Below are 12,197 nucleotides of genomic sequence, written 5' to 3' on the forward strand. Positions count from 1 at the left end.
TGCTACCTGAGTTTTGGATGACGAAGGAAGCGGGCTTTGCTGGTACGCCTCTATTATAGTTGCACGGCTAGTCTTTTGGAGCTACCTACCGGGAAATAGTCGGCAACAAAATCACGCACCCCGGTTAGGCGATTTTCCGTCCTCGATTCGTGGTGCATTTTGACGCGAGGGAAGCGCAGATCATGGTTTTCGAGCCGCTAGTTCTTCAGCGAGTTCAAGGGGGCGGGCATGCGGCCGCCGCGGTGGGCGAAGACGGTGCCGGCGTAGGGGTTCACGGGCATGACCGGGGCGTAGCCGAGCAGCCCCCCGAAGTCCAGTTGGTCGCCCACCTGGCAACCGATGGCGGGAATGAGGCGCACGGCGGTGGTCTTGTTGTTGATCATGCCGATGGCGCACTCGTCGGCGATGATGCCGAAGATGGCCTCTTGGGTGGTATCTCCCGGCACGGCGATCATGTCGAGGCCCACGGAGCACACGCACGTCATGGCCTCCAGCTTCTCGATGGAAAGCGCTCCGTCCTCAGCGGCGCGGATCATGCCGGCGTCCTCAGACACGGGGATGAAGGCGCCGGACAGGCCGCCCACCGAAGACGACGCCATGACGCCGCCCTTCTTCACGGCGTCGTTCAGCATGGCGAGCGCCGCCGTGGTGCCGGGGCCTCCGCACTGGCCGACACCGATGGCCTCCAGGATTTCGGCCACGGAATCGCCTTCGGCCGGGGTGGGGGCGAGCGACAGATCCAGGATGCCCTGCTGCACGCCGAGGCGGCGCGAGGCCTCCCGGGCCATGAGCTCGCCGGCGCGGGTGATCTTGAAGGCGGTGGCCTTGATGGCCTCGGCCACGGTAGTGATGTCGGCGTCCTTGGGCAGGTCGGCGAGTACCGCGCGCACCACGCCGGGGCCCGACACGCCCACGTTCACCACCTCGTCGGCCTCGCCGGAGCCGTGGAAGGCGCCGGCCATGAAGGGGTTGTCCTCCACGGCGTTGCAGAACACGACGAGCTTGCCGGCGCCGATGCACTGCTTATCGGCAGTGAGCTCGGCGGCCCGCTTGATGATGCCGGCCATCTTGAAGGCGGCGTCCATGTTGATGCCGGCCCGCGTGCTGCCCACATTCACCGAGGCGCAGACGCGGTCGGTGGCGGCGAGCGCCGCGGGGATGGAGTCCATGAGCTTGTGGTCGGCGCGGGTGGCACCCTTGTGCACGAGCGCCGAGAAGCCGCCGACGAAATCGACGCCCACCTCCTTGCCGGCGCGGTCCATGGCCACGGCCACGGGCGTGAGGTCGTCGGCGGTCACCGCGGCGCAGATCTCCGCGATGGGGGTGACCGAGATGCGCTTGTTCACGATGGGGATGCCGAACTCGCGCTCGAGCTGCTCGGCGGTGGGCACGAGCTTCTCGGCGGTCGAGGTCATGCGGTCGTAGACCTTCGAGGCCAGCTTGTCCACATCGGCGTCCACGCAGCCACGCAGGTTGATGCCCAACGTGATGGTGCGGATGTCCAAGTTCTGCTTGGACACCATGGCTAGGGTCTCGGCAACTTCGGCAGGGGTGATCTGCATGGCGGCTCCTCGCTCGCGACGGTCGGCAGGGCGCGGGTTCGCGCTCCGGTAATTGTTCCGGCTCAGTCTACCAAATCGCACTCGCTCTCGCTGCCGTACAGGCGCGGACGGCCCTAATCGCTGCTTGCTGAGGAAAGGGATGCCGGTGTTTTTAGGATGAGCTAGAGATGATTATCTTGATCGCGATAATCAGATGGAAAACCCGACAAATTATCGCGTTCGCAATAATCGCGAGAGATAGTCGTGGTATTATCGCGATCGAGATAATACAAAGAGCAAGGACGGCTATGGCTATTCGGAACGCGAAGGACTTTGGAACAGCGATTCGCGAGCGACGCAAGCGGCTCGGATACACCCAGGGAGAGCTTGCCGAGATGTGCGACGTGGGCGTGATGTTCGTCTCCCAGCTGGAGAACGGAAAGCCGACGGCCCAGCTGGACAAGGCGATTCGCGTAGCGAACATGGTCGGACTCAATATCGTTTTGCAAGAGAGGAGGTAGGCCATGCGCATGAAGGTGTGGGGCGAGATATCTGGCGAGCGCCACCTCGTCGGAACCTTGGAGACGATTCCCGGACGGGAAGAGCAGTTCTCTTACGCCGAGTCCTATCTTGAAAGCGAGGTCGCCCAGCCTCTCTCTGTCCTGCTTCCCCTTCGGGAAGGACCCTTTCCTGCTCGTCAAACGAGAGTGTTCTTCCGGAATCTCCTTCCGGAAGGGGGCGCGCTTGCCGCTGTGGCGAAAACGCTGGAGGTAAAAAGCTCGTCGTACCTCAAAGTGCTGAATGCTCTCGGCAGTGAGTGCATTGGCGCCCTTGTCCTGGAGAGTGCGGACGAACGCGAAGATGACTCCTATGGTTATGAGCCTTTATCGCGTGAGGAGCTGGGCCGCGCGTTCGAGGCAGGGGCGGAGGGAGTCGCCAAGTTGCAAGAGGAAGCTAAGCTCTCACTGGCGGGTGCCCAGTCGAAGATGGGTCTGTACGTGGATCGGTCATCTGGTTCTCTTCCGCAGTATTTTCTACCCCAGGGAACTGCTGCCTCGACGCACATCGTGAAGGCGGCGAATCGGCGGTTCGGGCAGTTGAGCGAGAACGAGTACTACTGCTTGCGTCTGGCTGAGGCCGCGGGACTTTCTGTGCCCGAGTGCTACCTCGACACCATCGGGGGTCAACCGCTCTTCGTCATTGAGCGCTTCGATCGCATGGTGCTTCCCGAAGATGATCGGCGGGCTGGTGGCGGAGTGCAGCGGGTTCAACGGCTTCACCAGGAGGATTTTTGCCAGGTGCTCGGCCTTCTGCCGGAGCGCAAGTACGAGAAGGGGGGCGTGCGCTATGCGAAGAAGGTGCGGGATGTGCTTTACGAGTGCTCTTCGGATCCGGTGCGCGATATCGAGGCGTTCGTGCGCCTGCTGGTGGTGAACGCCGTTCTCGGAAATTGCGACGGGCACCTCAAGAACCTCACTGTGCTTCGGGGCGTCGACTGGTCGTCGTTTGCGTTGGCGCCTGTGTACGACATCGCCTCGACGGTGGTATATGGGGGCCTCGACCGTCGTATGGCCATGCGCATCGGGTCGACCAACAAGATCGACGAGGTTGGCCGGGACGATTTTCTCGCTTTGGCGAAGGAGCTAGACGTTTCGCCGCGCATGGTGAGGCGGCTCATCGAGGAAGTTTGCGAAGGTGTTGGCGGGGCGGCGTCCGACGTGCTGCGCGATACGGAAGACGCTCTGGGAGCGTCCCTTTCGAAGCTGCGAGATATCGAGGTGTTCGCGCGGGCGCAGATTGATCGGCTGGGCATAAAAGGCGCGTAACTAGGGCGAATCTCTCAAGACTCCTTTTCACTCTGTTCCGCCTCCGCTTGCTCGGCTTCTACGGCTTCTACGGCTTCTACGGCTTCTACGGTCTCTTCTTGGGCGGCGAGCTTTTCCAGTTCGGCGAGGAACTGGTCGGCCTCGGGGGCGTAGCTCAAATGCTCGGGGCGGGGAAGCGACCCGGCGGCGAAATCGCCCAGAGGGCCGCCGAAGCAGTCGTCCCAGTAGGCCTCGCCGAGCAGGTCGGCGGGAACGTCGGGCTCCAGCTCGATGAACGAGCACACCCAGCCCGGCACCGGCGTGAGGTTGAGCAGCAGCACAAGCGCCACGAGGGCGGCGAAGGTGGCGAGGATCTGCAGGTTCTGGCGACGGTGCACCAGGGTGGCCAGAGAGGCGGCGGAGCTTATGTCGGCAGTGTCGGTTGAAGGCGTATCGGTGCTCATGGGGCGCTCCTAGCGGCGGAAGAGGGAGAAGATGAAGTACAGGACGACGATGAAGATGCCGATGGTGCCTGCGAACAGGACGAGGAAGGGGATGACGCAGGCGATGGTCAGAAGCGTCAGCGTGACCATGGTGGGATGCTCGCGCCGCGCGACGGCGATGACGGCGAAGGAGAGGGCGGCCAGGCCGCAGTAGGCGATACCCCAGATGAGCTGGTCCTGCAGGAAGTACCAACCGGTCTCGCTGGCCAGGTCGGCCCAGGCGCCATAGCCCAGTCCCGAGGCGGTGACGATGGTGACGCCGGCCGCCGCGATGAGCGCCCCGCCCCAGAAAAACCCTTTGGAAAGGGCCGTGGCGGTGGCCTCGGGGTGCCGGCGCGCCCGGGCCTTCGCGATGAACGCGCTCGTGTCTCGGGCCACCGGGACGGGCCCTTCCTCGTTGCCGGTGATCCAGCAGGCGGCCTCGCCGCCTCCTTCCGCAATGCGGGCCGCCTCCTTGCGCAGGGCCGTGGCGCGCCGGCGCGTCTGCCCGCGGGTGCGCACGCCGCGGATGGCGAAGGCGGCGCTGGCGAACTTGGGGGCGAGCACGGTGGCGGCCGCCGCCAGAAAACCGAGGAGCGCCGCTCCGGTGAAGGTGGCCGTGGGCACGGCCGAGATGTCCCAGAGCGCGTCCGGGTACACCGAGTTTTCTCCCATGCCGGTGGGGGAGATGAGCACCGTGGCCGCCGTGGCGAGCGGCTCGCCGGCGTTCACGACGCCGTTCTTCCAGCTTCCGAAGGTGAAGCGGGGCGTGACGAAGCACACCAAAAGGACGAAGGCGACCGCGAGGACGAGCCGTCCGAAAAAGGCGGGTTTGGAAAGGCCGTCCACAGGAGCGTGCTTTCCCTCGGCGTCGGCCAGCGCATCTATCTGGGAAGCGGCCTCCTCCAGGGCCGCGACGGCGTCCTCGGCAAGGGTGTCGCTGCGGGCACCGCGCAGATGCTTGCGGGCCCAGGCCACGGCGGCCTTATCGGCGGCGGAGGCTTCCATGAGCTCGGTGGCGAAGCCCCGGGGCACGGGGCGCCCGAACAGCTCGGCGGTGAAGTAGCCGGCGGCTGTGGCGGGCACCACCGTCTCGCTCTCGCGGATAATACCGAAGTGGTGGATGTGCGGGCTCCCCTCGGTGTGGGCGGCCATATCGTCGGCACGCTGAACCAAGCGCGCGCGGGCCTCGACGGTATCAGCCAGGGGTGCCGAGGTGTTCACGGTCGCGGAGCCCACGGCCCGGATAAGCCTATCGCCCGCGCCGGTGCGTCCGTGGTAGGCCTTCAGGTTCCGCTGCACCCAGAACGCCCAGCCGTCGCTTCCGTAGCGTGCGGCGAAGGAGCGCACGGCGCTTTTGTTGGCCGCCGTGGCCTCCAGTACCGCCAACACGCGATCCACCTTCTCGCCCAAATTCGCGTCCTCGTGCTCGCGCAGCCACTTAAGTCCGGCGCGGGCCGGGCCCGAAAAGCCGGCCACGGCCACGATGCCCAGAAGGTCGCGCACCGCTTCCTCGTCGGCGATAAGGCGGTAGAAGCCGAGCGGCGTGGCCGAGGCTCGCGCAAACAGGGCATCTACGGCGGAGGCCCCGGGCACGACGGCCTCGCCCTTCCAGAAGACAGCGCCGCGCGCCGGGTCGATGAGCGTAAGCGCCCGGGAAAGCCCCAGATCCTCGTCGCCGTTCTCGTCCTCGGGCAGCGTGTCCGGATCGCGGTCGGTGATGTCGTTCAGAGCCACGGCCAGATCTGTCTCGCCGAGTTTGCGGAAGTAGTCTTCCAACCCGTGGGTGTACAGGTGGCGCTTGGCTTTCTCCCAATTATTCGCCAGCGCCGTGACCAGGGTGGCACGACTCTCGTAGACCTTGCCTTCGAACTGATAGCCCGCTGGCCCCGCCATGGCGGCGGCGTCCAGCGGGTCGCGGTAGCGAAACGCGTCCGGGTCGGCCAGCCAGCGCTGGATGTCCTCGTAACCGAGGCGCCCCTGGGGATGGGCGTAGGTGAGCCCGTAGATGAGCTGGCCCAGCGTCTCATGCTCGGGCGCGCGGGCCTCGAAGGCTACGGGACGGCCGCCGGCGAGCACCGCCGACAGGTCGTCGCCGTCGATGAGCGTCTGGTGCGGGTGACGGCCGCCGTTGTACAGCGTCCAGATGGTGTAGCCGAGCGCGTACCAGTCGTTCTCGCGCTGCACCACCGAGGAATGGGGCGAGTAGCCCGGCGTGCGGCGGTCCACCTTGGTGGCGCCGGTATCGCGGCCCTCTTCCAGCACCGAGGAGATGCCGAAGTCGCCGAGCACCACCTCGCCTTCTAGAAGATAGAGGTTCTTCGGCTTCACGTCGCGGTGCACAATGCCCTCGTCGTGCAGGTGCGCAAGCGCGCTGGCGGCCTGTGGAATGATCCTGTCGCGCAGCTCTTCGAAGGAGGCGCCGTCGCGGGTGAAGGCGTCGTCGCACAGGGGCATGACGACCACATCGTAGGTGGACTCGCCGAGCCCCGGCACCTCGTCGCTGATCTGGCCCGTGGCGTACAGGGGCATGAGGTGCGTCTCGCGGAAGTGCTCCTCACCGAGGGGGTGTTCGGCCATGAGGCGCCGCAGGTAGCCGAGCACGGCCCGGCGTGCGAGGCGGTCGCGCACGGCGTGGGGCTGGTAGGCGATCTTAGCGACGAAGGTGCGGCCCTCCTCATCGGTGGCGGCGACGACCGTGCCCTGGCCGCCGGCTCCGATGACGTCGGCGGTGTGCAGGGTGAAGGTGCGGTCTCCGTCGCCTTGGAAGGGAAGGTCGGCACCGGAGAGGACGGGGGCGGTGGAGTCGATGTCCACGAGCGTGGGAGCGGCGTCCACGATGGTGGGTGCCACGTCCCGCCGCGGCTCCCGCGAGATGTTCGGGCTAGCAGCCATCAGTGGCTCCGGCCCCCCCATCGGCCCTGCGGAACGTGACAGCGCCGGCGCTGGCGACGGCTTCTACGGCTTCGCCAGCTTCCACGTTTTCGTCGAAGATGAAGGTGGACAGCGGGTTCAGGTACGCATCCTCCACCAGGTTGCCGATGCCGCGGCCGCCGTTCTCGCGCACCTCGGGGGCTAGCGCGCGCTCGGCCAGAAGGTCGAGTGTGGCCTGGGCGGCGGCCACGGTGATGCCGCAGCGGTTCCGCACGTTCCCGTTGATCTTCCGGATCTGCGATTCCAGGATGAGGCGCGAGGCCTCAGACGAGATGTAGTCGAACACGACGATGTTGTCGCCGATGCGGTTCAAGACCTCGGGCTTGAAGTGCGTGGCCATGGCCTGCTGGACCCGGGCGCAGATGACGTCGTAGGGCTCGCCGGGCTGCACGATGTTGCGGCGGCCGATGGTGCGCCCGTGCTCGTCGAGGAGCTCTTCGGAGATGCCGACGTTGCTCGTGAAGAAGATGAGGGTCTCTCCGAAGTACACCGTCTGGCCCTGGCCGTCGGTCATGCGGCCGTCCTCCAGGATTTGAAGGAACTTGTCCATGATGGAGGGATGGGCCTTCTCCACCTCGTCGAACAGGAGCACCGAGAAGGGGTTGGCGCGCACGGCGTTGGTGAGCTGGCCGCCGGCCTCGTAGCCCACGTAGCCCGGCGGGGCTCCGAAGAGCTTCTGGTCGGAGGCGTCGGCGGCGTACTCGGACATGTCGAAGCGCAGGTAGCTGCGCTCGTCGCCGAACAGAAGCTCGGTGACCGCCTTCACGATCTCCGTCTTGCCCGTGCCCGTGGGGCCGGCGAGGAAGAGCACGCCTTTGGGCTTGGTGCCCGATGAGTGCTGCATGCCGGAGAAGCCCAGCACCGAGCGCTTGAGCACCGAGACGATCTTGGCGATGGCGGGCTCTTGGCCCTTCACGCGGCGGCGCAGGGCGGCCGCGGGGTCGTCGCGCAGCTTGTCCATCATGGCGCTCCAGCGGTTCTCGCGGATGCCGTACTTGTAGAGGTCCACGAGCTCGGTGACATGCTCCGGCGCCGTGCCGCCGCGGGCGTACAGACGCCGCAGCTCGTCCAGCTCGGTGAGCAGCATGCGGTCGGTGGTGTCGACGAGTTTCTCGCGAGGGCGGTCGAGCTCGGGCGCGGCAAGGTCGGGGAAGGCGATGTCGAGATAGGCCTCGCGGGCCGGGCGATCGGGGCTGGGCAGTGCGATGACGCGCACGTCGGGGTTGCCGCGCACAAGCCAGGAGGGCAGGTCGGTGGCCTTGTTGGCGACAAGGACGAGGGTGTTCACGTGCTCGCCATCCCCGCGAATGGCGTCTTTCGCGCCGAGGAGCAGGTTCATGAACACGGCGTTCTCCTCGGGAGTGAGGTCCTCCGGCGAGGAGGCGAGCCGGCTCGCGAAGTCGAACACGCAGGCGACGGAGCGGGGTTCTTCCTCTCCGAGCCGCCGCGAGAGGGCCGCGCGCACGAGCAGGGAGTCGTGGACGAGGCGGTTGGCGGCAAAGGGCTGCTGGCGGCTCGCCGGGTCGGCGCCGGGGTTCAAGGCCTCGGCCTCGGCGGTGAGGCGTTCCGCTTCGCGCTGGGCCGCCTGGGCGAGCGCGCGCACCTCGCCGGTGCCGAGGGGATCGTGCACGCCCCGCAGCGGATCCACGTAGAGGAACCGGTAGGGCCGTGTGCCGTCCGGCGCGGCGAACAGCTCCGGCAGGATGTGGGCGAGGGGAAGGAACTGGGTCTGCCCTTCGCAGTCCCACGGGTAGAGGTCGGACACGTTGCCCTCCAGCACGAAGAGCGGCTTGATGCCGATGAAGTTCTCCAGCTCGCGCTGCCAGGTAGGCATGTTCACGGGGCTACTCCTTCTCGCGGGTCGTTTGGGGCCGGCCGTGGATGCCGATGGATATCGCCCGGCCGTCGAACACCGCGTTCTGCACCGAGCGCGGTTTCTGCATCTCCTCATGATACAGGGTTTCCAGTGCCGGATTGAGCGCGATGACCCGTTGGTTGGTGGAACCGCGCAGCGCGCAGACGCCGTCGTTTTCCGCCTCGACATAGGGCCCGTCGATGAGCACGTCGATGAGCGGCGCATCCTCCGGGTGCGCGCTGGGGGCGGCCCCGGCGCTTCCTTCGTTGGGAAGGCCGCCGCTGCTTGGTTGCGGGGAGGAGGGGAGGGGAAGCAGGCCTTTCGGTAATTTGGGCATGGCGGTGAGCTCCCCGAAGGTGTAGCCGGTGTAGATGAGGATGTCGTCGAAGGTGGAGCGGATAGCCGCGAGCACGGAGGCGAGGGCCGGCGCCTGTTCCAGCGGATCGCCGCCGGTGAAGGTGATGCGATGGGCACCGGTGCGCCCGGCAAGGTCGTTCAGAACGGCAGCGAGGCGCGCGGGCTCGATGGCGGCCTCGGGGCGCGTCTCCCACAGCTCGGGATTGGCGCAGCCGGGGCATCGCTTCGTGCAGCCACAGGTCCACACGACGACGCGCTCGCCGGGACCTAAGGTGGTGACGGGGAAGTAGATGCGGTCGACGAACATGGCGGCCTACCGGCCGGACATGGCCCGCGCCGCGACGCGCGCGATCTGCCGGGCATCCAGCGGATCCTTGCAGAACGTGCAGGCGGCAACGCGACCTTCGGGGCCTTCCACGGCATATTCGGTCCCGCACACGGGACATCGCACGGACCAGGCAGTTTCGGCGGGAGCGTCCTGCGCGTCCGATTCCACGGCGGCCCCGTCCGCCACGGCCGCCTGGGTGCCCACCTGCACGCGGAACACCATGTCGGCCAGCTTCAGCATCTCGCCGCCGAACAGCGGTTGGGGCGCGCCGCAGCGCAGATCCGACCAGACGCCACCACGCTCCACGGCCGACGCGTTGCGGCCCGTGTGCTCGATGGTCCAGCGCCCTTCGCTGTCGACGGCCACCACGGCATGGACGCCGGACACCCTCGGCGAGAAGAGGTCGGGCGAGAAGTCGCCGGCGCGCCCAAGGATGCCGCCTGGGACCGGTATGCGGACGACCTCCCCGCTCCGCACGTCTTCCAAAAGCAGGGTATCACCTGCGCTTTCGTGCGAAAAAGCGCCTCCGCAAGCGGCGCAGCGCATCGCATCGTCGGGGTTGGCGAAGCCGCAGGAGCACAGGCGCATGCTATCTCATCTCCCTTGTCGCGTTGCCGCTGCGCCTGCGCTTCCGCGCTTCGCGCCTCGCCGCCGCATCTTCTCCGTAGGGGCTGACCTCGGTCAGCCCTGGCCCGCGAGATTCGTTGGAGGCGCGGATTCCGTCGCGCTCCGCCATTCCCGCCCGCGCCTCGACGTCTGCGACGGCTCGCATCTCGCGGCAGAAGGCGGTATCGGGTGCGGCCTTGTAGCGCACAGTGTTGGTGATGCCGAAGGCGGCCAGATCCTCCGCGATCTCGTCGTAGACGGCGCAGAAGTCGTGCTGGTCGGCGAGGAGTCGCTCGGTGCGCGCCCCGCCAGGAGCCGCCTCCATGGTCACGACCTCGCCGTCTTCCACTGCCTCGATGCCGCCAGGCAGCCCTGCCACCTGCAGCATGAGGTCGCCCGCATCCGACACGAAGGCGTGCAGCCCCTCGGTGGCGTCTTCTCGGCCGAAGAGCCGATGGGTGCCCATGAGGTCGCGCCCCATAGTGACCGAGCGGGCGATGGTGTAGCCGTGGCGTGCCATAACGGTGTCGATGCAGGCCTTCAGGTAGGCGTTGCGATCGACTTGAAGCTGGAGGGCCCGCAGCGTCTCCAGGCGGCCGACGGCCTCCTCCAAGGTAGCGAAGGTGCCGAACGCTTCCGCGAAGGGGACGCTCTGGGCGCGCAGGTCGGCCTCGGCGTCCTCGATGAGGGCGATAAGATCGGCCATGGCTGCGGCGTTCGATTCCATGGTGGGGAGCAGAAGCGCCAGCTGCGCGGCGGCCTGCGGGCCCAGCTCGCGCGTCGTTTCCAGGAGCAGGGCGCGATCGGCAGGCAGGGTGCAGGGGGAGGCGATGAGCGCGAGCGCCCGACGGGCGACCTCTTGCACATGGTTGCGGGCGATCAATGTCCCGCTTTCGTCCACAGCAGCGGGCGAGGGGCGACCGAGGTTGCCCCCTACGGGCTCAACCTGCATGGCCGTCCCCTCTGCAGCAGCCTTCTCCATAGGGGCGGATCTTGATCCGCCCTGGGCTTCGACGGCCGATGATTCCGACGGCAGACAATGCTCATCGGCCATGAAAGAGCGGGCGGCCTCCACAGCGGCCGCTGTGGCGCTCTCTTTGGCGGCCTTGGCCAGCACGGCGGTGAAGTCGCGTGCTTCGGACGCGGCTGCGGCTTGGGCGCGGGCTCGCTGGATGCGTTCGGCCAGGGGGTGCGCCTCGCGCTCGAAGGCATCAGCGATGGCTACGGCTCGCGACGAGCAGCGCTCGGTCCGGGCGACGGATTCCGCCATGGCCGTTGCCGGCGTAAAAGCGCATTCCGCTGTCAGCTGCGCGAGGGCCGCCTCGGCGAGCTGCCGCAGGGAGGCAGCGGCCTCCTCGGCTTCGGCACAACCTTCGGCCTCGTCCAGAAGCTCGTTCAGGAGCGCCGCGATGCGCCGCCGCGCCCGGGCCCGACTGTGATCCACGTCGGAGCGCAGCGCCTCAAGCTGCGCCCGGATCATCCGCTCGATTTCCAATTGACTCGTCTTCGGCCCGCTCATGGATGTGCCCCTTTGCCCAAATTCTCTCTTCGGGCCATTATAGAGCCATCAGAAAGAATCGCGCGGGAAGATGGGAGACGGTATGAGCGAGGATGAAGCTGTGAAATTGACGACGGCGGGCTATACCGCTGACGACTACGACGGGGATGCCCATGTGCCAGCCGAGGAGGCGCTGCGGCGGCTTGTGGAGGGCAACCGCATCTACGTGGAGGCGCTCGACCATGAGCGCGATCTGTCCCAGGAGCGCATTGCCGACCTGTTCGAGAACGGTCAGCGCCCCTTCGCCTGCGTCATCACGTGCGCCGACTCGCGGGTGGTGCCCGAACACGTCTTCATGACCGGGTTGGGCGAGCTGTTCGTCATCCGCGTGGCGGGCAATGTGGTGGGGCCCATCGAACTGGCCAGCGCCGTGTATGCCTGCGAGCACTTGCACACCCGTCTTCTGCTGGTGCTGGGGCACACCCACTGCGGCGCCATCAAGGCGGCCCTCGATGGGGAAGCGGGGCCGGTGGCCGCCATCACCGAGCGCATCGTCGCGGCCCTGGGCGACGTGCGCGACCCCTACGAGGCCAGCGTGGCGAACGCCCGGGCCGCGGCAGCCGAGCTGGCCGCCTCGCCGGAGCTGGCGCGCCTTGCCGCCGAGCACGACCTGGACATCCGCGTCGCCATCTACCACACCCACTGCGGCGTCGTCGACTTTCTGCAGCGCGGCTCTGAGATCCTGACGCTTGACGGGGAGATTCCGCTCTTGAAATGATTATCGTAATAAC

10 protein-coding genes and 1 pseudogene are annotated in these 12,197 nt (G+C 67.0%); 4 read left to right on the forward strand and 7 right to left on the reverse strand.

Going from position 1 to position 12,197, the window contains the following annotated elements:
- Positions 1 to 197: 197 nt before the first annotated feature.
- A complete protein-coding gene (locus ACW4QM_RS00850) occupies positions 198 to 1,562 on the reverse strand; it encodes a DUF711 family protein (RefSeq protein ID WP_452040232.1) in 1,365 nt (454 codons plus the stop codon).
- Between the two features lie 287 nt (positions 1,563 to 1,849).
- Here ACW4QM_RS00850 and ACW4QM_RS00855 point away from each other — a divergent pair, with 287 nt between their 5' ends.
- The 3 genes and pseudogenes from ACW4QM_RS00855 (at position 1,850) to ACW4QM_RS00865 (ending at position 3,367) form a co-directional block, all read left to right on the forward strand.
- Positions 1,850 to 2,062 (forward strand): helix-turn-helix domain-containing protein, encoded by a 213-nt coding sequence (locus ACW4QM_RS00855; RefSeq protein WP_117284656.1) that lies wholly within the window; start codon positions 1,850 to 1,852, stop codon positions 2,060 to 2,062.
- A 9-nt stretch (positions 2,063 to 2,071) separates the two neighbouring features.
- Positions 2,072 to 2,368: pseudogene (locus tag ACW4QM_RS00860) on the forward strand (HipA N-terminal domain-containing protein); the annotation flags it as partial.
- A gap of 114 nt (positions 2,369 to 2,482) precedes the next feature.
- The gene (locus ACW4QM_RS00865; protein WP_455798122.1) at positions 2,483 to 3,367 is read left to right on the forward strand and encodes a HipA domain-containing protein; all 885 of its coding nucleotides are present in this window, start codon (positions 2,483 to 2,485) and stop codon (positions 3,365 to 3,367) included.
- A gap of 14 nt (positions 3,368 to 3,381) precedes the next feature.
- Here the strand turns inward: ACW4QM_RS00865 and ACW4QM_RS00870 are convergent, their stop codons facing one another.
- The 6 genes from ACW4QM_RS00870 to ACW4QM_RS00895 are packed head-to-tail and all read right to left on the reverse strand — an operon-like array spanning position 3,382 to position 11,427.
- On the reverse strand, positions 3,382 to 3,810 hold the full coding sequence (locus ACW4QM_RS00870; RefSeq protein ID WP_452040233.1) for a hypothetical protein: 429 nt from the start codon (positions 3,808 to 3,810) through the stop codon (positions 3,382 to 3,384).
- 9 nt (positions 3,811 to 3,819) lie between these two features.
- Entirely contained in the window at positions 3,820 to 6,723 is a 2,904-nt protein-coding gene (locus ACW4QM_RS00875) for a protein kinase domain-containing protein (protein ID WP_452040234.1), read from the reverse strand.
- Positions 6,713 to 8,596, reverse strand: coding sequence for an AAA family ATPase (locus ACW4QM_RS00880; RefSeq protein WP_455798123.1), 1,884 nt, complete (start codon positions 8,594 to 8,596; stop codon positions 6,713 to 6,715). The genes ACW4QM_RS00875 and ACW4QM_RS00880 overlap by 11 nt, the downstream gene beginning before the upstream one ends.
- A 10-nt stretch (positions 8,597 to 8,606) precedes the next feature.
- On the reverse strand, positions 8,607 to 9,281 hold the full coding sequence (locus tag ACW4QM_RS00885) for a 4Fe-4S single cluster domain-containing protein (RefSeq protein ID WP_452040235.1): 675 nt from the start codon (positions 9,279 to 9,281) through the stop codon (positions 8,607 to 8,609).
- A gap of 6 nt (positions 9,282 to 9,287) precedes the next feature.
- Positions 9,288 to 9,890 carry an FHA domain-containing protein gene (locus ACW4QM_RS00890; RefSeq protein WP_452040236.1) on the reverse strand — a complete coding sequence of 201 codons (603 nt, stop codon included), beginning with the start codon at positions 9,888 to 9,890 and terminating at the stop codon, positions 9,288 to 9,290.
- 1 nt (position 9,891) lies between these two features.
- The gene (locus ACW4QM_RS00895; protein WP_452040237.1) at positions 9,892 to 11,427 is read right to left on the reverse strand and encodes a hypothetical protein; all 1,536 of its coding nucleotides are present in this window, start codon (positions 11,425 to 11,427) and stop codon (positions 9,892 to 9,894) included.
- Between the two features lie 100 nt (positions 11,428 to 11,527).
- Here ACW4QM_RS00895 and ACW4QM_RS00900 point away from each other — a divergent pair, with 100 nt between their 5' ends.
- Positions 11,528 to 12,184 carry a carbonic anhydrase gene (locus ACW4QM_RS00900; RefSeq protein WP_452040238.1) on the forward strand — a complete coding sequence of 219 codons (657 nt, stop codon included), beginning with the start codon at positions 11,528 to 11,530 and terminating at the stop codon, positions 12,182 to 12,184.
- The last annotated feature ends 13 nt before the right edge of the window (positions 12,185 to 12,197 follow it).

The organism is Adlercreutzia sp. CNCM I-6207 (assembly GCF_977072305.1).

Coding starts and splice junctions, on each gene's coding strand:
- ACW4QM_RS00850 (WP_452040232.1), bottom strand. CDS start 1,562: ATGCAGATCACCCCTGCCGAAGTTGCCGAGACCCTAGCCATGGTGTCC.
- ACW4QM_RS00875 (WP_452040234.1), bottom strand. CDS start 6,723: ATGGCTGCTAGCCCGAACATCTCGCGGGAGCCGCGGCGGGACGTGGCA.
- ACW4QM_RS00895 (WP_452040237.1), bottom strand. CDS start 11,427: ATGAGCGGGCCGAAGACGAGTCAATTGGAAATCGAGCGGATGATCCGG.
- ACW4QM_RS00880 (WP_455798123.1), bottom strand. CDS start 8,596: ATGCCTACCTGGCAGCGCGAGCTGGAGAACTTCATCGGCATCAAGCCG.
- ACW4QM_RS00855 (WP_117284656.1), top strand. CDS start 1,850: ATGGCTATTCGGAACGCGAAGGACTTTGGAACAGCGATTCGCGAGCGA.
- ACW4QM_RS00885 (WP_452040235.1), bottom strand. CDS start 9,281: ATGTTCGTCGACCGCATCTACTTCCCCGTCACCACCTTAGGTCCCGGC.
- ACW4QM_RS00890 (WP_452040236.1), bottom strand. CDS start 9,890: ATGCGCCTGTGCTCCTGCGGCTTCGCCAACCCCGACGATGCGATGCGC.
- ACW4QM_RS00870 (WP_452040233.1), bottom strand. CDS start 3,810: ATGAGCACCGATACGCCTTCAACCGACACTGCCGACATAAGCTCCGCC.